This window comes from Kitasatospora sp. NPDC058170, assembly GCF_042883905.1.
GTDB lineage: Bacteria > Actinomycetota > Actinomycetes > Streptomycetales > Streptomycetaceae > Kitasatospora.
The window spans coordinates 142,512-163,653 of record NZ_JBHVUV010000022.1; the positions used below are offsets into that span (position 1 = coordinate 142,512).

Below are 21,142 nucleotides of genomic sequence, written 5' to 3' on the forward strand. Positions count from 1 at the left end.
CCCGCACCACTCAGGCCCTCACAACCCCGCACCGCCCGCACCACTCAGGCCCTCACAACCCCGCACCACCCGCACCACTCAGGGCCCGCACGACCCCGACCCGCCCAGCCCGCGACCACCCGAGCCGCCCCCGCCCAGGACCCCCGCAAGCCCTCAACGCGCCCCGCAAACCCTCAACGCGCCCCGCAGGCCGCCGTGAACGCCTTGGCCCGGCGGGTGATCTCCGCCCAGTCACCGGCCGCCACCACCTCCGGGGGCACCACGTCCGTCCCCGCGCAGACGGCGAGCGCGCCGTGCGCGAGGAAGTCGGCGGCATTGCCCGCGTTGACGCCACCGGAGGCCACCAGGGAGACGTCGGGGTAGGGCCCGCGCAGATCCTTGAAGTACCCGGGTCCGAAGGCGCGGGCGGGGAAGATCTTGACGGCGGCGGCCCCCAGGTCCACGGCCCGGGCGACCTCGGTGGGGGTGAGCGCGCCGAGCACCGCCGGTACGGCGGCGGCGTGGGCGGCGGCCGCGACCTCGGGGCGGCAGCCGGGTGTGACCAGGAAAGACGCGCCGGCCTCGACGCCCCGCTCGGCCTGCTCCGCGGTCAGCACGGTACCGACGCCGACCCGCCATCCGGCGTCGGCGGCCCGACGCAGATGGGTCGTCACATCCGGCGTGGTGTAGGTGAATTCGGTCCAGGTGATGCCGCCCTCGGCGAGCGCGGCGCAGAGCGCGGCCGCGTCCGGTATCCGGGGGGCCCGGACGACGGCGATCACCGGATCGGCGGCCAGCGCGGCGCGCGCGGTGGCGATGACGGGTTCGACAGGGCTCATGCGGCTCGGGTTCCTCGCTCGGTGCGGCGCAGGGTGCGGCCGGGGCGTGCGCCCGTGGTGCGGCCCTGCCGGACGACGGCGGTGCCGTTGACGTAGACGTGCTCGATCCCGACGGCGGGCCGCCGGGGGTGGTCGAAGGTGGCGGCGTCCTGGACGCGTTCGGGGTCGAACAGCACCAGGTCGGCGTGGTGCCCGGCGACGATCAGGCCGCGCCGTTCCAGCCGCAGCCGGCGGGCCGGGCGGCCGGTCATCCGGGCGATCGCCTCCTCCAGCGTGAGGACACCCAACTCCCGGCCGTAGTGGCCGAGGTAGCGGGGGAAGGTGCCCCAGGCCCGCGGGTGCGGGCGGGCCCCGACCAGCAGGCCGTCACTGCCGACGGTGTGCGCCCGGTGGCGCATGATGGCCCGGACGTTCTCCTCGTGGCCGACGTGCTGCAGGATCGTGGTCGCCAACTCGTCGGCGCTCAGCAGGTCCAGGAAGACCTCGGTGCCGCTGCGCCCCCGCTCGGCGGCGAGTTCGGCGACCGTGCGCCCGACGGTGTCCGCCAGGGCCGGCGCGCGGACGCCGGAGATCTGGATGGTGGCCCAGTCGGTGACCACCCCGTGGCAGCCGTCGCTGCCCTGCTCCTCCACCGCGTGGCGCACCCGCTCCCGTACGCCGGGGTCGACCAGCCTGGCCAGGGTGGCCTGCGGACCGCCCTCGGTGGCCCAACTCGGCAGCAGGGCGGCCAGGGTGGTGGACCCGGGCAGGTAGGGGTAGCTGTCCAGGGTGAGGTCCACGCCGTCGGCCAGCGCCTGGTCGACCAGGGTCAGCAACTCCCCCGCCCGGCCCTGGTTGACGCCGAAGTTCATGGTGGCGTGGGTGAGGTGCAGCGAGCAGCCGGAGCGCCGGGCGATCTCCACCATCTCCGCGTAGCCCTCCAGGGCGCCCGCGCCGTAGGAGCGCTGGTGCGGCGCGTGGAAGCCGTCGAAGGCGGCGACGACCCGGCACAGCTCGACCAGCTCGTCCGTCCCCGCGTACATCCCGGGGGTGTAGCTGAGCCCGCTGGACAGGCCGACCGCGCCCTCGGCCAGGCCCTGCGCCAACAGCTCCCGCATCCGGCCGAGTTCGGCGGCGCTCGGGGCGCGGTTCTCCCACCCCATGGCGAGCATCCGCAGGGAGCCGTGCGGGACGAGGTAGCAGGCGTTGACGCCGGCACCCGCCCGGTCCAGCCGGTCGAGGTACTGGCCGACCGTGCGCCAGTCCCAGTCGAAGCCCTCCGGGTCACCGTTCCAGCCGGCGATCTGGCGGCGCAACGCGGCGAGCGTGGTGTCGTCCACCGGTGCGTACGACAGGCCGTCCTGCCCGAGGACTTCGCAGGTGACGCCCTGGGTGACCTTGGCGGGGTGCTCGGGTTCGAGCAGCAGCGCCAGGTCGGAGTGGGCGTGCATGTCGATGAATCCGGGGGCGAGCACCAGCCCGTCCGCGTCGACCGTGCGGCCGCCGTCCAGGCCCGGTCCGATCCCGGTGATCAGCCCGCGTCCGATCCGCACGTCGGCCCGGTAGCGCTCGGCGCCGGTGCCGTCGATGACGGTCGCCCCCTTGAAGACGAGCTGGTCGTCCATCAGAAGTAGGTCCTCACCAGGCCGGTGACCTGCGGCTCCGCGGCATTCGCGTCGTCCAGCACCGGGAGCATCGTCCACTTGTCGAAGGCGGTGCACGGGTGGGAGATCCCGAGCCGCAGGACGGCTCCGACGGGTGCGAGGTCTCCGGCGTCACGCAGGAAGGCGTGCTGGTCGTTGAGCGCGCTGACGTGGGCCGTGGTACCGGTCAACGCTGCTCCGCCCCGGACGAGTTGCGGCTCCGGCAGCCCCTCGTCGAAGGGCAGGTCGCGCTTGCCCGCGTCCAGCAGGGCCAGTTGCGGCTCGGGCCGGGAGACCACCCGAGCCCAGCCGTGCAGGGCGCTGCGGAACGGCCGTTCGCCGGCGCCCCGGACGAGCGGCGAGATGCCCCGGTAGAAGCCGTCGTCGTGCGCGATGTAGGCGCCCGAGCGGAGTACCACCCGGGCGTCGGTGAGGGAGGCCAACTCCTCGACCACCAGGTCGAAGTAGGCACTGCCTCCGGCGGTCACCACCGGTTCGCCGTCGGTCTGGGCGCCGCTCAGCCGGGTGTGCAGGGCGACCAGTGTGCGCAGGTAACCGCGTACCGTGGCCAGCCCCTCGGCGCTCGCGTCGTGGGCGAGCGCGCCCTCGTATCCGCCGACGCCCGCGAGGCGCAGCGTCGGGGCGCGCAGCACGGCCGCCGCGACCTCGACGGCCTCCTCGACGCTCCGGGTGCCGGTGCGGCCGCCTGGTCCGCCGAGCTCGACCAGGACCTCCACCGGCCGGCCGGCCCCGGCGGCGCGCAGCGCCTCGTCCATCAGCCGGACGCTCTCGGTGGAGTCGGCCCAGGAGACGAAGGAGAAGTCCGGGTCGCCGTCCAGTTCGCCCGCGAGCCAGGCCAGCCCGGCCGGGTCGAGCAGGGTGTTGGCGAGCAGGATCCGCTGCACGCCGAAGGCCCGGGCGACCCGCACCTGCGGCAGGTTGGCCAGCGTGATGCCGTGGCTGCCGGCGTCGAGTTGGGCCTGCCAGAGCGCGGGCGCCATGGTCGTCTTGCCGTGCGGGGCGAGCGCCACCCCGGCATCGGCGCACCAGGCGGCCATGGTCCGCACGTTGTGGTCGAGTGCGGCGGCGTCCAGGGTGAGCAGCGGGGTCCCGAGGTCGGCGAGCCCGGGCCGGGTGGCGAGGTAGTCCCGGACGCTGAGGCCCCAGGCCTCGGGCGGCAGGGCCTTGAACCGCCAGTCGAGCTCCTCGTCGGCGAGCGCCGCCACCTTGCCGGCGTCGATGCCCGGCCCGGTGCCGCTGCTTGCGAAGGTCTGGTCCACCGTCATCCTCCATTGCTCATGTTGCAACATGTGCAACGAGGGTTGCACATGCTGGCATCACGGTTCTAGCATCAGCGCCGGACCAAGGTCAACGAACGGCGAACGTCACCCGACACCGGACGGCGGCGACCGGCGGGGCGGACCACCGACGAGGGCGACGGGGTCGACCGCGGTCGGCCCCGTCGGCCGCAGGACGCGAGGAGCCCAGCACATGCCACGACAGGACGCCGCCGTGACCGCAGCGGCCCGCCCCGCCGAGGCGGTGTGCGTGGGCGAGTCGATGGCCGTCCTGCTGCCCGACCGGCCGGGCCCGCTGGAATCGGTGGACGGCTTCCGGCTCTCGGTCGGCGGCGCGGAGTCCAATGTGGCGGGCGCGCTCGCCGCGCTCGGCGTACCGAGCGCCTGGATCAGCCGGGTCGGGGACGACGGCTTCGGCCGCCGCCTGGTCGGCGAGCTGACCGCGCGCGGGGTGGACGCGTCGGCCGTCGCCGTCGATCCGCACCGCCCGACCGGCATCTACCTCAAGGAGGTCGGCGGCAGCACCGGCCGCCGCCACGACCTCGGCCCGGGGCGCAGCCGGCTGCACTACCACCGCAGGGGCTCGGCGGCCTCCGCCCTGTCCCCCGCCCTGCTGGACGACCCGGTCGCGGCCCGGCTGCTGGCCGGCGCCCGGCTGCTGCACCTGTCCGGCATCACCCCCGCGCTCTCCGACGACTGCCTGGCCCTGGTCCGCGCGCTCCTCGCCGAGCGCCGCCCGGGCCGGCTGGTCAGCTTCGACCTCAACTGGCGCCCGGCACTGTGGCGCGAGCGCGACCCGGCGGTACTGCCGCCCCTGCTGGACGCCGCCGACCTGCTGCTGCTGGGCGCCGACGAGGCCGAGGCCGCCTTCGGCACCGGCGACCCGCAGGAGCTGCGCCGCCGCTTCCCCTCCCCGGCCACCCTGGTGGTCAAGGACGCCGACCGCATCGTCACGGCGCTGGGCCGGGACGGCACCTCGGCCGCCGAGACGGCGCTCACCGTCGAGGTGGTGGAGGCCACCGGGGCCGGCGACGCCTTCGCGGCCGGCTACCTGGCCGGCACCCTGCGCGGCCTGGACCAGCGCCGCCGGCTGCGGCTGGGCCACCTGGCCGCGGCCTGCGCCCTGACCGCCCACGGCGACCAGGCCGAGCTGCCGCCCGCACCGGTGGTCGCGGCCCTGCTCGACGCCTCACCCGCGCAGTGGGCCGCCACCCGGGTGTCGGCGGATGGCATCGTGTCCCCGGTACTGCCCGTGCCCGGGGGCAGTGCCTCCGACCCCCGACCGGCCGCGACCCCGGCCCTTGGAGCACGATGAGCCAGACCGTCAGCCGCGCCCTGCGCATCCTCGCCGAGCTGGGCGAGGGCGAGCGCTCCCTCGACCAGCTGGCCGAGGTGCTCGGCGTGCACAAGACCACCGTGCTGCGGCTGCTGCAGAGCCTGGAGGAGGAGCGGTTCGTCCACCGGGACGCCGCCTACCGCTACCACCTCGGCGCCGGCCTGTTCGCCCTCTCCGGCCTCGCCCTGGAGCAGCGCGGCATCCGCCGGATCGCCGCGCCGCACCTCGCGGAGCTCAACGCGGCCACCGGCCAGACCGTCCACCTGGCCGCCTACGAGGGCGGCGAGGTCGTCTACATCGACAAGTACGACTCCCGGCACCCGGTGCGGATGTACTCGCGGATCGGCCTGACGGCCGCCCTGCACAGCGCGGCCGTCTCCAAGGTGCTGCTCGCCGACCTCCCGCCGGCCGAGCGCCGCCGGGTGGCGGCCGGCATCGACTTCACCCCGCACACCGCCCGCACCCTCACCACCCCCGAGGCCCTGCTCGCCGAGCTGGACCAGGTCGCCGCCCAGGGCTGGGCCCAGGACCACGCCGAGCACGAGGCCTTCATCAACTGCGTGGCCGCGCCCGTCCGGGATGCCACCGGGCGGGTCGTCGCGGCGGTCTCCATCTCCGTCCCGGACGTCGTCCTGCCCTACGAGCAGGTCCTGGAGCTCCTCCCGGCCCTCCTCGCCACCGCGCGCGCCGTCTCCGCCGACTGCGGGCAGACCCCCCGGACTCCCCGGCCCCCCAGGACCGACTGACCCGCCCGACCCGCCCGACCCGCCCGACCACGCCGGACCAGGCCCACCCGGCCTGCCCGGCCGATCCACCCGGCCGATCCACCCGGCCGGCCCACCGAGCCGCCCGCGGCACCCGCCACCACCGAGGAAGCACATGAGCGACAAGACCGAAGTCCGCACCGACGGCGCCCCCGCCCCGGCCTGGATGTTCTCCCAGGGCGTCCGCAAGGGCCCGATCCTGCAGGTCTCCGGCCAGGGCCCGCAGGACCCGGCCACCGGCGAGTACCTCCACCACGGCGACGTGAAGGCGCAGACCCGCCGGACCCTGGAGAACGTCAAGGCGATCGTCGAGGCGGGTGGGGCCACCATCGAGGACGTGGTGATGTTCCGCGTCTACCTCACCAAGCGCGCCGACTTCCCCCTGATGAACGAGGTCTACGCCGAGTTCATCGACGAGAACATCAAGCCGGGCGGCGTGAAGCCCTGCCGCACCACGATCTTCGTCGAGCTGCCGCAGGAGCCGATGCTGGTCGAGATCGACGCCCAGGCCGTCATCGGCTGACCTCCACAGGTGCATCACCGGCCGTGCGCCGGGGCCCGGACGGGCACACCTCGTCCGGGCCCCGGCGCATCCGGGGCGTCCGACCCGGCCAGGCATCGGCGCGGCCGACCTCAGCCGACGGCCACTCCCGTCTCCTCCGCGACGGCGCCGCGGGCCACCACCCGCCCGGCCCGCTTCGCCGTGCGCCGCTCCAGCGCACCGGAGAACAGCGCCACCGCCAGCGCGGCGACGGTGAGCAGCCCGCCCACCCAGTTCGGCGCGTCGTAGCCGAGACCCGACGAGATGACCAGTCCGCCGAGCCAGGCGGAGAGCGCGTTGCCCAGGTTGAACGCGGCGATGTTGGCGGCCGAGGCCAGCGTGGGCGCGCCTTCGGCCTGGTCCATCACCCGCTTCTGCAGCGGCGCCACCGTCGCGAAGCCGAACAGGCCGATCAGCGGGATGGTCACGATCGCGCCGACCTTGCTGTGTGCGGCGAGGGTGAAGGCGAACAGCAGCACGGCCAGCACCGAGAGGATCACGTACAGGCTGCGCATCAGCGCGCGGTCGGCGAACCAGCCCCCGAACAGGTTGCCGACGAACAGGCCGACGCCGAACAGGAACAGCAGCCAGGTGACGCTGCCGTCAGCGAAGCCCGCCAGCTCGGTCATCATCGGCGTGATGTAGGTGAACATCGCGAAGATGCCGCCCCAGCCGAACACCGTCATGGTCAGCGCGAGCCAGATCTGCGGCCGGCGGAAGACCGCGAGCTCCGGGCCGAGCCGGGCGTCCTCGGCACGCGGCTGGACGGGCACCAGGGCCGCGATGCCGGCGAAGCCGATCACGCCGAGCGCCGCGACCACGTAGAAGGTGGAGCGCCAGCCGAAGTGCTGGCCGAGCAGGGTGCCCATCGGCACGCCGAGGACGTTGGCGGCGGTGAGGCCGGTGAACATCAGGGCGATCGCCCCGGCCCGCTTGTGCGGGGCGACCAGGTCGGCCGCCACCACCGAGCCGATGCCGAAGAACGCGCCGTGCGCGAAGGCCGCGAGCACCCGGCCGGCGAGCAGCAGTCCGTAGGCGGGGGCGAGGGCCGAGACCAGGTTCCCGACGATGAACAGGCCCATCAGCGCCAGCAGCATCCCCTTGCGGGGGGCCTTGGTGCCGAGGACGGTGAGCAGGGGGCCGCCGACCACCACGCCGAGCGCGTAGCCGGAGATGAGCAGGCCGGCGGTGGGGATGGACACCGAGAAGTCGCCGGCGACCTCGGGCAGCAGGCCCATGATCACGAACTCGGTGGTGCCGATGCCGAAGGCGCTGATCGCCAGCGCCAGGAGCGCGAGGGGCATGAGGGGACCGCTTTCCAGAGCAGGATGATTGCGTACGCAACTACCAGCGTCGACAATACGACCGGACGCCGGATACTTGCAAGCGCGCCATATCCCCACCCGCACATTCACCGTGGCGCCTTGCCCTCACCCTCTCCAGTCATTAGGTTAGGCTCACCTAACTGACTGGAGGTCGTCATGAGCCAGAGCCCCACCGACGTCGAGGCGCCCGAACCCACCGCCGCCGAACGGGTCTGCAGCCTGCTCACCGCGACCTCCTCCGTGGTGGTCCGCGCCTGCGGCGAGTACCACGAACTCGACACCCCGGTATCGGTGCACGGCGCCGGACTGCGCATGTGCGCGCCGCTCGACGCGCCGCTCACCGTCGCCGCCGCCCGCGCCACCGAGGGACTCGCCGTCGTCCTGGACCTCACCGACATCGCCCCGGTCGCCGTCCGCGACCGTGTGCGCGGCCGGGTCTCCCTGGCCGGCCGCCTCCACCTCGCCCACCTCACCGACGACGGCCTCAGCGTCCACCTGCGCCTGGACGTCGCACACGCCGTGCTCTCCACCCCGTACGGCACCACCGCGCTCACCGGCGCCGACCTCGCCCTCGCCGCGCCCGACCCGCTCGCCCGCTACGAGGCCGGGCTGCTCACCCACCTGGCCGACGACCACCCCGACGCGCTCGCCGTGCTGACCCGGCTGCTCGACCCGAACCTGCTCGCCGAGCGCCCCGACGTCCGCCCGCTCGCCCTCGACCGGTACGGCCTGGTGCTCCGCCTGGACCACCAGCACGGCCACCGCGACGTCCGCCTGGTCTTCCCCGAACCCGCCGGGGACACCGAGGACTTCGGCCTGCAGGTACACCAGCTGCTCACCGTCGCCCACAACAGGCTGCCCGCCCACCGGAACTAGTGCCGCGTCAGGCAACCTTCGCCCCGTCACGACGCCCGGCACGCACTCTCGCCGCACCGGCCGAAAGCCCAAGTACGTCCAGTACGAGGACTTCCGGCCGGCACGCCGATAGCACGCACCGGACGCCGCTCCTTGACGGGCAAAAGTTGCCTGACGCGGCACTAGGTCCTGTCCGGCCGATGAGCGGGCGGACAGGCTTACAGGCATCAGGACATGACGGACCGTCACGCCGAACATGAACGCACCCGGAAACGACAGCGGCCGGCCCGGCTCGCGAAGGAGGTTCGCGAACCGGGCCGGCCTGGGCGTGTCCCGCGCCCGTGGTGCCGCTGTGGTGCGGCGATTCCCCGGTCGAGCGGTCACCCGACATGACCATCCCGGAGGTCGTTCGCCCCGCATCCAGCGGTGCTCCGAGGGCCGCCCGAAAGCGGCCGATCAGGGCCGACCGGTCGGAGCCGACCGGTCAGCGGGGGCGACCGATCAGATGCTGACGCCGTGGGCGCGCAGGTAGGCGATCGGGTCGATGTCGGAGCCGTACTCCGAGCCGGTGCGGATCTCGAAGTGCAGGTGCGGGCCGGTCACGTTGCCGGTCGCGCCCGACAGGCCGATCTGCTGACCGGCGGTCACGGTCTGGCCGATCGAGACACCGATCGAGGACAGGTGCGCGTACTGGGCGTACTTGCCGTCGGCGAGCTTGATCTCGACCTCGTTGCCGTAGGCGCCGCCGTTGCCGGCCTTCACCACGGTGCCGGCCGCGATGGCGCGCAGCGGGGTACCGGTGGAGGCGACGAAGTCGGCGCCGGTGTGGTGGCCGGAGGACCACATCGAGCCGGCCACGCCGTAGGCGGTGCCGAGCTTCGGGTTGGCGACCGGGGAGACGTAGCCGGAGGTGCTGGCGACGGCGGCCGGGGCCGGGGTGGCGGCCGGGGCGGCCGGCTTCGCGGCGGGGGCGGCCGGCTTGGTGGCCGGGGCCTGGGCCGGCTTGGCGGCCTGGACCGGCTTCGGGGCCTCGGCCTTCGCGGCCGGCTTGACCGAGTCCTGCGAGGTCTGCGGCTTGGCGGCCGGAGCGGCCGGCTTGGCGGCCTCGGCGGCGGCCGGAGCGGCGGCGGCCTTGGCGGCCAGCGCGAGGTGCTGACCCGGGAAGATCAGGTTCGGGTTGGCACCGATGACCGAGCGGTTGTGCTCGTACAGCGCCTGCCAGCCGCCCTCGACGTTCTTGGCATCGGCGATCTTCGACAGGGTGTCCCCGCCGACGACCTTGTAGCTCTGGTCGGCCTGGGCGGCGGCCGGAGCCGCGGCCGGGGCGGCCTGCTGCGCGGCGGCCGGGGTGGCGTCGACGCTGGTGGCGCCGGTCCAGGTGCTGGTCTGCTCGGTCTTGGCGGCCGGAGCGGTGTGGGCCTGGGCGCTGATGGTGGTCACCAGCGGGAGGGCGAACGCGGCGCCGGTGACGGCGGTGGCGATACCGATGCGGACGGCGCGGGGCAGGGCGATACGACGAGCCTGTGCGGGCATGGGGTATTTCCTCTCCGACGCCTGCGAGGTGAGCTGTCGGGTTCGGGCTGGAGTTGCCCGGCCGCACGTGCGGCTTCACCCCAAGCCGGACCGTGAATTCCGGTCCGGCGACTTACCTTTGGGTCCCCCGCTCCTGCCGAACAGAGTTCAGTTCGTACCACCGGGCAGCGGCAGGACTAGGCGTTCCACCCGGTGGCCACCCGGGCCAATGCCGGGCGGTCGCTGAACTAAAACCCATCCGTCCGGGTGAAGCAATGTCGATCTCTTGAACCCGCAACAAAAGCCGGGGGCACCGTGACGCTCCGAATGATCGGCTGTGCGGTGCGCACACAATCCATTGACCGCCCGCGATCGTTCGACCACGTTCCGTCCATTTCATGACCGGTGCGCATGCGATCACGCACGGAAAGCCATCCGCCGACACACCGCCGGTGAGCCTTGTCACGTCGGCCCCCGGGGCGCACGATCAGGCCGTGGCCACCTCCGAGGCCGGCACCCTGCGCCTGGGCACCGCGCAGGGACGCTGGGTACTACTGGCGACCGTGCTCGGCTCCAGCATGGCGATGCTCGACGGCACGGTGGTGAACGTCGCCCTGCCCCGGATCGGCACCGATCTCGGTGCTCCGCTCGCCGCCCTGCAGTGGACGCTCAACGCCTATCTGCTCACCCTGGCCGGGCTGATCCTGCTCGGCGGGGCGCTCGGCGACCGCTACGGGCGGCGCCGGGTCTTCCTGCTCGGCGTGGTCTGGTTCGCACTCGCCTCCGCGGCCTGCGCCGCCGCGCCCACCATCGGGGTGCTGATCGCCGCCCGGGCCGTCCAGGGCATCGGCGGGGCACTGCTCACCCCCGGCTCACTGGCGATGCTCCAGGCCGTCTTCCACCCGGACGACCGCTCGGCCGCGGTCGGCCTCTGGTCCGGCCTCGGCGGGGTGTCGGCCGCGATCGGGCCCTTCCTCGGCGGCTGGCTGGTGGACGGCCCGGGCTGGCGGTGGATCTTCCTCTTGAACGTGCCGCTCGCCGTCCTGGTGGTCGCGGTCGCGTCCCGGCACGTCCCGGAGAGCCGGGACGAGAGCGCCACCGGGCGGTTCGACGTGCTCGGCGCCGCACTGGCCGCGCTCGCCCTCGGCGCGGTCACCTACGCGCTGACGGCCGCGGGCAGCGGACTCTCCCCCGGGGTCTGGGTGACCGGCGCGGCCGGCCTCGCGCTCGGCGCGGCCTTCGTCGCCGTCGAGCGCCGCACCGCGGAGCCGATGCTGCCGCTCGGCCTCTTCTCCTCCCGGCTGTTCACCGCCGTCAACCTGGTCACCCTCTGCGTGTACGCGGCCTTCAGCGGCGTCTTCTTCCTCCTGGTCGTCCAGCTGCAGATCGTCTCGGGCTTCTCCCCCCTGGTCTCCGGGCTGGCCCTGGTGCCGATCACCGTGCTGATGCTGGCGCTGTCCGCGCGGGCCGGCCGGCTGGGCAAGCGGATCGGGCCGCAGCTGCCGCTCACCGTCGGCCCGCTGCTCTGCGCGGCCGGCGTGCTGATGATGCTGCGGATCGGGCCGGACGCCTCCTACTGGACGGACGTCCTGCCCGCCGTCACCGTGATGGGCTGCGGGATGGTCCTGCTGGTGGCGCCGCTGACCGCCACCGTGCTGGCCGCGGTGGAGGTCCGTCACGCGGGCATCGCCAGCGGCGTCAACAACGCGGCCGCCCGCGCGGCAGGCCTGCTCGCGGTCGCCGCCCTGCCGGCACTGGCCGGCCTGAGCGGCGACGCCTACCAGGTCCCGGCCTCGGTGGACTCGGCCTTCCACACCTCGATGCTGATCTGCGCCGGGCTGCTGGTCGCCGGCGCGGTGGTGGCCTTCACCTCCGTCCGGGGCAACGTGCTGGCCACCGAGGACCACCCGGTGGCCGAGCCGGACTGCCAGTGGACCTGCAGCACCAACGGCCCACCGCTGGACCCGGGCCACCTCGCGGCGCGGCACGGCGAAGGCCCCGCCACCGGACCGGCGACGGGGCCTTCGACAGGCTGACGAATCGTCAGAGAATGTCACCCGGGGCGTACTTGGCGGCCTCGGGGTACGCGGCCGCGACGGCCTCGATCCGGCGGACCACCTCGGCGACCTGGGCACCGGCCGCACCGGTGAAGGACAGCCGGTCGGCGAGCAGCGCGTCCAGCGCGGCCCGGTCCAGCGGGATCCGCTCGTCGGCGGCGAGCCGGTCCAGCAGCTCGTTCTCCCGCGCACCGGCCCGCATCGCCAGCGCGGAGGCGACGGCGTGCTCCTTGATGACCTCGTGCCCGGTCTCCCGGCCGACGCCCGCGCGCACCGCCCCCATCAGCACCTTGGTGGTGGCGAGGAACGGCAGGTAGCGGTCCAGCTCGGCCTCGATCACGGCGGGGAAGGCGCCGAACTCGTCGAGGACGGTCAGGAAGGTCTCCAGCAGGCCGTCGAACGCGAAGAAGGCGTCCGGCAGCGCGACCCGGCGGACCACCGAGCAGGAGACATCGCCCTCGTTCCACTGGTCGCCGCCGAGCTCGGCGGTCATCGAGGCGTAGCCGCGCAGGATGACGGCCAGGCCGTTGACGCGCTCGCAGGAGCGGGTGTTCATCTTGTGCGGCATCGCGGAGGAGCCGACCTGGCCCTCCTTGAAGCCCTCGGTGACCAGCTCGTGGCCGGCCATCAGCCGGATGGTCTTGGCCAGGCTGGAGGGCGCGGCGGAGAGCTGGACGAGTGCCGTCAGCACCTCGAAGTCCAGCGAGCGCGGGTAGACCTGGCCGACGCTGGTGAACACGTTGTCGAAGCCCAGGTGGCCGGCCACCCGGCGCTCCAGCTCGGCGAGCTTGTCGGTGTCGCCGCCGAGCAGGTCCAGCATGTCCTGGGCGGTGCCGACCGGACCCTTGATCCCGCGCAGCGGGTAGCGGGCGATCAGCTCCTCGAGGCGGCTGAAGGCGACCAGCAGCTCGTCGGCGACGGTCGCGAAGCGCTTGCCGAGGGTGGTGGCCTGCGCGGCCACGTTGTGCGAGCGGCCGGCCATGACCAGCTCGGCGTGCTGGGCGGAGATCCGGCCCAGGCGCACCAGCACGGCGACCGTGCGGTCGCGCACGTGCTCCAGGGACTGGCGGATCTGCAGCTGCTCGACGTTCTCGGTGAGGTCCCGGGACGTCATGCCCTTGTGGATCTGCTCGTGGCCGGCGAGGTCGCTGAACTCCTCGATCCGGGCCTTCACGTCGTGGCGGGTGATCCGCTCACGGGCGGCGATCGAGTCGAGGTCGACCTGGTCGAGGACCCGCTCGTAGTCGGCGACGGCGGTGGCGGGCACCTCGACGCCGAGGTCCTGCTGGGCCTTCAGGACGGCGAGCCACAGGTGGCGCTCCAGGACCACCTTGTGCTCGGGGGACCACAGCTGGGCCAGGGTCGCCGAGGCGTACCGGGAGGCCAGGACATTGGGGATCAGGGGCTTCGCGCTCACGCTTCGCAAGCCTAACAGCCGAGGTCAGCCGGAACGGCAGCGGATCGGGTGGGCCCGGGCGACGGGGCGCCCGGGCCCGACCGGCCAGGACCTAGCCGCCGGTCGGCGCCGGCGCCGGCATCCGGCCGCTCAGCACCGGCAGCACCTGGGCGCAGATCGAGTGCAGCGCCACCCGCTGCTCGTCGCTCATCGCCTCGAAGGCCTGGTGGGTCCGGCCCATCTCGCCGCGGATCAGCCCCAGGATCTCCCGGCCCTGCTCGGTGATCACCACGATCTTGACCCGCCGGTCGCCCGCCGCCGCCTCCCGGTTGGCCAGCCGCAGCGACTCCAGCCGGTCGACGATCCCGGTCACGTTGGAGGCGTCACAGCCGAGCCGCCCGGCCAGCGCGCGCATCGGCACCGGCTCCTGCACCGCGCCCAGCGCCTTGGCCTGCGAGGAGGAGAGCCCGTGCCGGGCCGCGGCCGCCGCGAAGTCCTGGAAGTAGGCGGCGCCGACGGCGGCCAGCGCCTCCATCAACTCGGCGTTGGTCGGTACGGTCGTCGTCGCTGTCGAACCCATGGGGCCAGCGTACGGCCGAGTCCTTCAGCAACTCAAGCTTTGACCACGGCAAATGTCCGATCACCAACCGGTCGACCCCGTACAGCCGCCCGCCACCGGGCCCCCGGCGCACGCCGACCGGCGGCGGGGAGCCGCGTCGGACCCGCGCCGTACCCCGGCAGGCTCAGAGCACCAGCTGGTCGAAGAGCCGCCGCAGCTCCGCCTCCGGGTCGGCGGTCAGCCCGGTGTGCACCGGTCCGGGCTGGACGATCGCGCTGCGCGGCGCCGTCAGCCAGCGGAACCGCTGCCCCGGGCTGTCGGCCGCCGCCGGACCGGCCGGCGGCCCGCCCGCGCAGACCGCCTCGATCCCGTGCAGCGCCCGGCGCACCCCGGCGACGTCCGCCACCGGGTCCAGCGCCAGCAGCCGGCCCTGGTCCAGGTGCGTCCGGGCGGCCAGGTGTCCGTGGCGGCGGCAGTACAGCAGCACGCCGACGTTGACGCACTCGCCGCGCTCGACCCGGGGCACCGCCCGGATCACCGCGTACTCGTAGTCGTCCAGCTCCGCGGCGGCCGACCCGGAGAAGTGCGCGGCCTGCGCGACCACCCCGGACTGCGCGGCCTGCGCGGAGGGCGAGGCCTGCGCGGTGTGGACGGGCTCGGTCATGCGGGCACCTCCGGCAGCCAGTCGCGCGGACCGGCCAGTCGCTCGGTCAGCTGGGCGCGGTACGCGGCGCGCACCGCCTCGGGCGAGTCGAACCCGGGCTCGTCCGCCAGCCAGACGTCGGGGATCAGCGCCACGGCCTGCTCGACGGCCGCCTCCGCGAGTGGGGCGAGCGCCTTGTCCGCCGCCGCCAGGTCCGGCTCGGCCCGCAGCAGGGCGTGGTCCGAGGCGTCGTACGGGCGGCGGGGCCACGAGGCCGCGCCGGCCCAGTGGTGATGGAAGATCAGGCTGGCGCCGTGGTCGATCAGCCGCAGCCCGCCGGTGGCCACCAGCAGGTTGGGGTTGCGCCAGGAGCGGTCGACGTTCCCGATCAGCGCGTCGAACCAGAGCACCTGCCCGGCCAGACCGGCGTCCACCTCGAAGCAGAGCGGGTCGAAGTTGAGCGCGCCGCTGACGAAGGCCATACCGAGGTTGAGGCCGCCACTGGCCCGCATCTGGCCCTGGACCTGCTGGTCCGGCTCGCTGCGGGCGAGCACCGGATCCAGGTCGACGGTGACGAGTTCGGGGACCGGCAGGCCGAGCCTGCGGCCGATCTCACCGGCCAGCACCTCCGCGACCAGCGCCTTGCGGCCCTGCGCCGCGCCGACCCATTTCAGCGCGTACAGCCGCCGGTCGTCGGCCTCGACCAGGCCCGGCATCGAGCCGCCTTCTCGCAGTGGCGTCACATAGCGGACGGCCTTCACCTCGGGGAGCACACCCGACAGCCTATCGGGCACCTGCACGAGGCGGGCGCGCCGCCCGGCCTCCCGCGCCCGGTGTCCGCACGGCCCTGCGCCATCCGCGCCGCCCCGGTGGCAGCGCCTGCTGCTCCGTGCGAGTGTGGCGGGCAGTAGTCGCGCAGATAGTGACCTCGGACCCTGCACGGTACGACCTGCACTGTAAGGGATGAACGATGGAACGACCTCGGATCCTGATCGTGGGCGGCGGCTTCGCCGGACTGGAGTGCGCTCGCCGGCTCGAACGCAAGCTCACGCCCTCGGAGGCGGAGATCTCGCTGGTCACGCCGTTCAGCTACCAGCTCTACCTGCCGCTGCTGCCGCACGTGGCGGCCGGGGTGCTCACCCCGCAGTCGGTGGCGGTCTCCCTGCGCCGCACCCTGCGCCGCACGCACATCGTGCCGGGCGGTGCGATCGGCGTCGACCCGCGCTCCAAGGTCTGCGTGGTCCGCAAGATCACCGACGAGGTGGTGGCGCAGAAGTACGACTACCTCGTCCTCGCCCCCGGCAGTGTGACCCGGACCTTCGACATCCCGGGCCTGACGGACTACGCGCGCGGCATGAAGACGCTCGCCGAGGCGACCTACGTCCGCGACCACGTGATCGCCCAACTCGACCTGGCCTCCGCCACCCTGGACCAGCGGGAGCGGGAGTCCCGGCTGCAGTTCGTGGTCGTCGGCGGCGGCTACGCGGGCACCGAGACGGCGGCCTGTCTGCAGCGGCTGACCACCGCGGCCGCCAAGCGCTACCCGCGCCTGGACGCCCGGCAGATCAAGTGGCACCTGATCGACATCGCCCCGAAGCTGATGCCCGAGCTGGGCGACTCGCTCGGCCAGACCGCGCTGGAGGTGCTGCGCGAGCGCGGCATCGAGGTCTCGCTCGGCGTCTCGGTGGCCGAAGTCGGCGCCGAGTCCGTCAAGTTCACCGACGGCCGGGTGCTGCCCTGCCGGACGTTGATCTGGACGGCGGGCGTGGCCGCCAGCCCGCTGATCGGCACGCTGGACGCGGAGACGGTGCGCGGCCGGATCGCGGTGACGGCGGAGATGCGGGTGCCGCAGTTCGAGGGCGTGTTCGCCCTCGGCGACGCGGCCGCGGTGCCGGACCTCGCCAAGGGCGACGGTGCGGTCTGCCCGCCGACCGCCCAGCACTCCGCCCGCCAGGGCCGCGCGGTGGCGCACAACGTGATCGCCGCCCTCCGCAACCAGCCCCTGGAGCCCTACTACCACAAGGACTTGGGCCTGGTGGTCGACCTCGGCGGCAAGGACGCGGTGTCCAAGCCGATCGGCGTGGAGCTGAAGGGCGTCCCGGCCCAGCTGGTGGCCCGCGGCTACCACCTGATGGCGATGCGCACCAACGCCGCCAAGTTCCGGGTCGGCGCCAACTGGCTGCTGAACGCCACCGCCGGGGACGACTTCGTCCGGACCGGGTTCCTCGCCCGCCAGCCCGCCCGGCTGCGCGACTTCGAGTACACCGACGCCTATCTGACGAAGGATCAGGTCCGCGCGCACGCCCAGGCGCTGCTCGCCAAGGGCTGAGCCGCCGAGGGCCGATCCGCCGAGGCCGGTGCCCCCGCCCACCCGGGCGGGGGCACCGGCGCGCCCGCTACTTCGCGGACAGGTACATCCCGTTGGCGTCCTGGCCCGCCGTGTTGCGGCAGGCGTAGTTGCCGCCCGACTTCCCGTACAGCAGGGCCAGGCAGCGCCCGAGGGCCTGCTGGCCGTAGTAGTTGGGGTGCATCGACTCCTGGACGGTGCCCTGCGAGGCGCTCAGGCCGGCGTCGACGAACCGCGCCCACTCACTGGTGGTGGCGGACGGCGCGCTGGTCGAGGTGGCCTGCCGGGTGGCCTTGGAGCAGACCTCGCGTCCCTGGAGCATGTCGCCGAGATCCAGGAACTGCACGCCCTTCGAAGCCGCGACGCCCGCCAGGGCGCCGGAGATCCGCGGCACCAGGGTGTCGCGCGCCCAGTCCGCGTCGTCGTTCCAGAACGGACAGCCACCGGTGTTGGCCCGGGCCCAGCCGCTCTCCGGGTAGCGCATCTCGGCGCTGCGCGGGATCGGCGACGGGTAGGACTGCAGCACGATCCGGTAGTCCCCGGACGCGTAGCCCGCGGTGGACATCACCGCCCGGATCTCGTCGATCGCCTTGCCGACGCCGGCCATCGCACCAGGGAGCTTGGCGTCGACCGCGGCCTGCTGGTCGTCGTGGCAGTACGAGTACCAGATCAGGTAGTCCGAGACGCAGGCCTCGATCACGTCCGCGAAGCCGAGGTCGTTGCCGCCGATGGACAGCGTGATCAGCTTGACGTTGTTCTGCGCGGCGACGGCCGCCAGCTGGTCGGCCTGCGGGGCCTCGCCCTTGAAGGACTGGCCGCCGTTGGAGGCACGGAAGACGTTGGCGGCGACGGCGCCGGAGCAGGCCAGGTTGATCTGGTTCTGCGCCACGGTCGGCGCGCTGCGCACCTCGGCGACGTCCGAGCGGTCGCACCCGCTCGCGTACGTGGCGCCGTAGATCCGGCTCGGGTCGTACGCGCTGCCGGTCCAGGACCGGTCGGTGCCGGCCCGACTGCTGCCGGTGACAACGGAGTTGCCCTTCCAGCGGCCGGCCTCGCCGGAGATGTAGCTGTCCCCGAGCGAGACGCTGGCCGTCGGGCCGGTCCCGGCGGCGTGGGCCGGCGCGGCGGCGCCGGCGACCAGGCCGGCGGCGCAGAGCGGAAGCGCGAGGAGGGCGGCGGACAGACGCCGCCCGATGCGGGCGGTCCTGCTGGTGATGCTCGAACTGTTTTCGGGCACGGCGGAACTCCTGCGGTCGGTCTCGCCCGCGCTGTGGGGGCGGGGAGACGCGTCGGTGAGGGTAGGCCGCCGGCCGGTGGCGCGATGAAGATGACATGCCCGCGCTTGTTACCGCTAGGTATCTGCACCAGGTTTCTCGCTGTGTTACCGGTCGGTTCAGATCAGTCGCGCCCCGGCCCCGGAAGTTCCCAGCACGGCCGCAAGATCGTCGGCCAGCCGTCGCGCGTCCGCCAGGTCGAGCCGGGCGATGGTGATCCGCATCCCGGGCGGGGCCTCCAGCCGGTAGCGGGCGCCCGGCGCGGCCACCCAACCGCGCTGCACCAGGGCGGCCAGCGCGGTGGTCTCGTCCGGGACGGACAGCCAGACGTTCAGCCCGCTGGCGCCGTGCGCGTCGATGCCGCGCGCGGCCAGCTCCGCGAGCAGCGCGTCCCGGCGCTCCCGGTAGGCGGCCGCCACCCGGTCGGCCGGCGCCGCGTCGGTGCGCCACAGCTCGGCCACGGTCTGCTGGAGCAGGTGGCTGACCCAGCCCGCGCCGAGCCGCTGCCCGCCCAGCACCCGTCCCATGGTGTCGGCGTCCCCGACCGCCACCGAGAGCCGCAGGTCCGGCCCGTAGGCCTTGGCGGCCGAGCGCACCACCGCCCAGCGCTCGGAGCCCGCGCCGACCAGCGGGTGGTACGCCTGGTCGACGATGCCGTACCCGTGGTCGTCCTCGATCAGCAGGACGTCGGGGTACCGGGCCAGCACCTCGCGCAGCGCGGCCGCCCGGCCCGGGGTGAGCGCGGCCCCGGTCGGGTTCTGCGCCCGGCTGGTGACGACCACCGCCCGCGCGCCGCCGGCCAGCGCCGCCGCGAGGGCCTCGGGCAGCGGGCCCTCGTCGTCCAGCCGGACGGGGGCGGGCTTCAGGCCCTTCGCCGGCAGCAGGTCCAGCAGGCTGCCCCAGCCCGGGTCCTCGACCGCGACGGCGTCGCCGGGGCGCAGCCGGGCGGCCAGGATCCGCTCGATGGTGTCGAGCGAGCCGGAGGCGACGGCGACCGGCCCGTCCGGCAGGCCGTCGGCGCGGAAGGCCGCGCGGGCGAGGGCGAGCAGCCCGGGGTCGGCGGCCGGCCGGCCGTAGAGGACCGGGTCGCGGCGGGCGGCGTCGGAGGCCGCCGCGAGGGCCGGGGTGAGGTCGGGCAGCAGCGCCGGGTCGGGGTTGCCGTCGGAGAGGTCGCGGGCGTGCGGGGGGACGGGCAGGCGGATCTCGTCGCGGGGGGTGTGCGCGGGCCGGGGCCGGATCCGGCTGCCCTTGCGGCCGGCCGTCTCGATCACGCCCCGGTCGCGCAGCAGCCGGTAGGCCGCGGCGACGGTGTTGGGGTTCACGCCGAGCTCGGCGGCGAGGTCGCGCAGCGGGGGCAGCGGGGTGCCGGGCGCGAGCCGTCCGCTGCTGACGCCTTGCTCGACGTCGGCCGCGATGTCGCTGGCGCGCCGCCCCTTGATCGGATAGTCTCCTAGCACAAAACAGATTATGCACTAGTACATAGAGGTTGTCATGTCTGGCGGCACCCCGGCCTACGCTCGCACCGCACGCACCACCCCGACCCGCTACAAGGACCGCGCCACCTGGGAGCAGGAGGCGATCCACGCCGTCCTCGACAGCTCCTGGGTGTGCCACCTGGGCTTCATAGCCGACGGCGCGCCCGTCGTCCTGCCGACCATCTTCGCCCGGGTGGGCAGCCGTCTGTACATCCACGGCTCCACCGGCAGCCGCCCGCTGCGCGGGGCCAGGGGCGAGCAGGGCCTGCCGGTCTGCATCACCGTGACCCTGGTCGACGGCCTGGTGCTGACCAAGTCGGCGTTCAACCACTCCGTCAACTTCCGCTCGGTGGTGGCCCACGGCACCGCCCACCAGGTCACCGACCCCGAGGAGCTGACCGTCGCCCTGGACGCGCTGGTGGACCACGCCGTCCCCGGCCGCTCGGCCGAGGTCCGCCCGGCCAACGCCAAGGAGCTCGCCGCCACCGCCGTCATCCGCCTGGAGCTGGACGAGGTGTCCGCCAAGACCAGGGCCGACGGCGCAGACGACGACGAGGACGACCTCGACCTGCCGTACTGGGCCGGCGTGGTGCCGGTCGCCACCCGGTACGGCGCCCCCGAGCCGCACCCGTCCACCACCGTGCCGCTCCCCGCGCACCTGCGCGACCTCACCGCCTGAGGGCCGGCCGATGCTGATCCGCTCCTGGGACCGGGGCGACGAGGCCGAGTGGCGGGCCTGGCTGGCGCAGGGCCGCGACTTCGGCCTGCTCGCCGCCAACGGCCCGCCCGGCCGGGGCCCCGTCCTCGTCCCCACCCACTTCCTGCTGGACGCCGAGCGCGGCGAGATCCTGCTCCACCTGGCCGCGCCGAACCCGCTGTTCGCCGCCGTCCGCGCCGACCCCGAGGTCACCCTCGCGGTGACGGACGACTACGTGTTCGCCCCCGGCCACTGGCGCGGCGAGCCCGGCACGCCCACCAGCTACTACGCCTCCGTCCAGTTCACCTGCACCGCCGAGATCGTCGACGGCGCGGCCGAGAAGGCCGCGATCCTCAACCGCCAGCTCGCCCACTTCCAGCCCGAGACCCCGGACACCCGGGTCACCCCGGGCCAGGGCCCGTTCGGCAAACTGCTCCCCGGCCTGCGCGGACTGCGGCTGACGGTCCGCGAGGTCCGCGCCAAGTTCAAGTACGACGACAAGAAGCCCGCCGCCGCCCAGCAGGCCATCGCCGACCGCCTCGCCGAGCGCGACCACGGCCTCGACGCGGCCGCCCGCACCCAGCTGCTGCGCCGCAACGCACGCCGTACGCAAGGGCTCTGAT

Annotated in this window: 19 protein-coding genes and 1 riboswitch; of the genes, 8 read left to right on the plus strand and 11 right to left on the minus strand. The window is 74.1% G+C overall.

All coding sequences use genetic code 11. The annotated features are described in order from the left end of the window. Positions 1-173: 173 nt before the first annotated feature. Genes ACFVVX_RS24865 through ACFVVX_RS24875 form a run of 3 tightly spaced genes read right to left on the minus strand, consistent with a single transcriptional unit; the run spans position 174 to position 3,720 of the window. The gene (locus ACFVVX_RS24865; protein ID WP_387948809.1) at positions 174-818 is read right to left on the minus strand and encodes a bifunctional 4-hydroxy-2-oxoglutarate aldolase/2-dehydro-3-deoxy-phosphogluconate aldolase; all 645 of its coding nucleotides are present in this window, start codon (positions 816-818) and stop codon (positions 174-176) included. Continuing rightward, the gene (locus ACFVVX_RS24870; protein WP_387948810.1) at positions 815-2,422 is read right to left on the minus strand and encodes an amidohydrolase family protein; all 1,608 of its coding nucleotides are present in this window, start codon (positions 2,420-2,422) and stop codon (positions 815-817) included. The genes ACFVVX_RS24865 and ACFVVX_RS24870 overlap by 4 nt, the downstream gene beginning before the upstream one ends. Continuing rightward, a complete protein-coding gene (locus tag ACFVVX_RS24875; protein ID WP_387948811.1) occupies positions 2,422-3,720 on the minus strand; it encodes an alanine racemase in 1,299 nt (432 codons plus the stop codon). Before ACFVVX_RS24875 ends, ACFVVX_RS24870 begins: the two co-directional genes overlap by 1 nt. Positions 3,721-3,931: 211 nt before the next feature. On the opposite strand from ACFVVX_RS24875, the gene ACFVVX_RS24880 reads away from it, so the two are divergent. The 3 genes from ACFVVX_RS24880 (at position 3,932) to ACFVVX_RS24890 (ending at position 6,361) form a co-directional block, all read left to right on the plus strand. Beyond that, complete coding sequence (locus ACFVVX_RS24880) at positions 3,932-5,053, plus strand: sugar kinase (RefSeq protein ID WP_387948812.1); 1,122 nt, start codon at positions 3,932-3,934, stop codon at positions 5,051-5,053. Next, complete coding sequence (locus ACFVVX_RS24885; RefSeq protein WP_387948813.1) at positions 5,050-5,820, plus strand: IclR family transcriptional regulator; 771 nt, start codon at positions 5,050-5,052, stop codon at positions 5,818-5,820. The genes ACFVVX_RS24880 and ACFVVX_RS24885 overlap by 4 nt, the downstream gene beginning before the upstream one ends. Positions 5,821-5,953: 133 nt before the next feature. Beyond that, the gene (locus ACFVVX_RS24890; protein ID WP_387948814.1) at positions 5,954-6,361 is read left to right on the plus strand and encodes a RidA family protein; all 408 of its coding nucleotides are present in this window, start codon (positions 5,954-5,956) and stop codon (positions 6,359-6,361) included. Between the two features lie 110 nt (positions 6,362-6,471). Here ACFVVX_RS24890 and ACFVVX_RS24895 read toward each other — a convergent pair whose 3' ends face one another. After that, on the minus strand, positions 6,472-7,683 hold the full coding sequence (locus ACFVVX_RS24895; protein ID WP_387948815.1) for an MFS transporter: 1,212 nt from the start codon (positions 7,681-7,683) through the stop codon (positions 6,472-6,474). A gap of 177 nt (positions 7,684-7,860) precedes the next feature. On the opposite strand from ACFVVX_RS24895, the gene ACFVVX_RS24900 reads away from it, so the two are divergent. Next, the gene (locus ACFVVX_RS24900; RefSeq protein WP_387948816.1) at positions 7,861-8,580 is read left to right on the plus strand and encodes a DUF2470 domain-containing protein; all 720 of its coding nucleotides are present in this window, start codon (positions 7,861-7,863) and stop codon (positions 8,578-8,580) included. 480 nt (positions 8,581-9,060) lie between these two features. On the opposite strand, the gene ACFVVX_RS24905 is transcribed toward ACFVVX_RS24900, so the two are convergent. After that, positions 9,061-10,092: a peptidoglycan DD-metalloendopeptidase family protein gene (locus tag ACFVVX_RS24905; protein WP_387948817.1), complete on the minus strand. Its 1,032-nt coding sequence runs from the start codon at positions 10,090-10,092 to the stop codon at positions 9,061-9,063. 3 nt (positions 10,093-10,095) lie between these two features. Beyond that, a riboswitch (cyclic di-AMP (ydaO/yuaA leader) is annotated at positions 10,096-10,255 on the minus strand. Positions 10,256-10,565: 310 nt separating this feature from the next. On the opposite strand from ACFVVX_RS24905, the gene ACFVVX_RS24910 reads away from it, so the two are divergent. Then, positions 10,566-12,107 (plus strand): MFS transporter, encoded by a 1,542-nt coding sequence (locus ACFVVX_RS24910; protein ID WP_387948818.1) that lies wholly within the window; start codon positions 10,566-10,568, stop codon positions 12,105-12,107. 7 nt (positions 12,108-12,114) lie between these two features. Here ACFVVX_RS24910 and purB read toward each other — a convergent pair whose 3' ends face one another. From purB to ACFVVX_RS24930, 4 genes are all read right to left on the minus strand, one after another. Next, complete coding sequence (gene purB / locus ACFVVX_RS24915) at positions 12,115-13,545, minus strand: adenylosuccinate lyase (protein ID WP_387948819.1); 1,431 nt, start codon at positions 13,543-13,545, stop codon at positions 12,115-12,117. Positions 13,546-13,636: 91 nt separating this feature from the next. Further along, positions 13,637-14,104: a MarR family winged helix-turn-helix transcriptional regulator gene (locus ACFVVX_RS24920; RefSeq protein ID WP_387948820.1), complete on the minus strand. Its 468-nt coding sequence runs from the start codon at positions 14,102-14,104 to the stop codon at positions 13,637-13,639. Positions 14,105-14,267: 163 nt separating this feature from the next. Next, a complete protein-coding gene (locus ACFVVX_RS24925) occupies positions 14,268-14,747 on the minus strand; it encodes a DUF3037 domain-containing protein (protein WP_387948821.1) in 480 nt (159 codons plus the stop codon). Then, positions 14,744-15,499 (minus strand): HipA family kinase, encoded by a 756-nt coding sequence (locus tag ACFVVX_RS24930; RefSeq protein WP_387948822.1) that lies wholly within the window; start codon positions 15,497-15,499, stop codon positions 14,744-14,746. The genes ACFVVX_RS24925 and ACFVVX_RS24930 overlap by 4 nt, the downstream gene beginning before the upstream one ends. A 197-nt stretch (positions 15,500-15,696) precedes the next feature. On the opposite strand from ACFVVX_RS24930, the gene ACFVVX_RS24935 reads away from it, so the two are divergent. Then, the gene (locus ACFVVX_RS24935; RefSeq protein ID WP_387948823.1) at positions 15,697-17,055 is read left to right on the plus strand and encodes an NAD(P)/FAD-dependent oxidoreductase; all 1,359 of its coding nucleotides are present in this window, start codon (positions 15,697-15,699) and stop codon (positions 17,053-17,055) included. Between the two features lie 67 nt (positions 17,056-17,122). Here ACFVVX_RS24935 and ACFVVX_RS24940 read toward each other — a convergent pair whose 3' ends face one another. Next, entirely contained in the window at positions 17,123-18,310 is a 1,188-nt protein-coding gene (locus ACFVVX_RS24940) for a GDSL-type esterase/lipase family protein (protein ID WP_387948824.1), read from the minus strand. A gap of 156 nt (positions 18,311-18,466) precedes the next feature. Further along, on the minus strand, positions 18,467-19,804 hold the full coding sequence (locus tag ACFVVX_RS24945) for an aminotransferase class I/II-fold pyridoxal phosphate-dependent enzyme (protein ID WP_387948825.1): 1,338 nt from the start codon (positions 19,802-19,804) through the stop codon (positions 18,467-18,469). A 34-nt stretch (positions 19,805-19,838) separates the two neighbouring features. Here ACFVVX_RS24945 and ACFVVX_RS24950 point away from each other — a divergent pair, with 34 nt between their 5' ends. Together ACFVVX_RS24950 and ACFVVX_RS24955 are read left to right on the plus strand one after the other, a co-directional pair. After that, positions 19,839-20,501, plus strand: coding sequence for a pyridoxamine 5'-phosphate oxidase family protein (locus ACFVVX_RS24950; RefSeq protein ID WP_387948826.1), 663 nt, complete (start codon positions 19,839-19,841; stop codon positions 20,499-20,501). Between the two features lie 10 nt (positions 20,502-20,511). Next, positions 20,512-21,141 (plus strand): FMN-binding negative transcriptional regulator, encoded by a 630-nt coding sequence (locus ACFVVX_RS24955; protein ID WP_387948827.1) that lies wholly within the window; start codon positions 20,512-20,514, stop codon positions 21,139-21,141. Position 21,142: the final 1 nt, after the last annotated feature.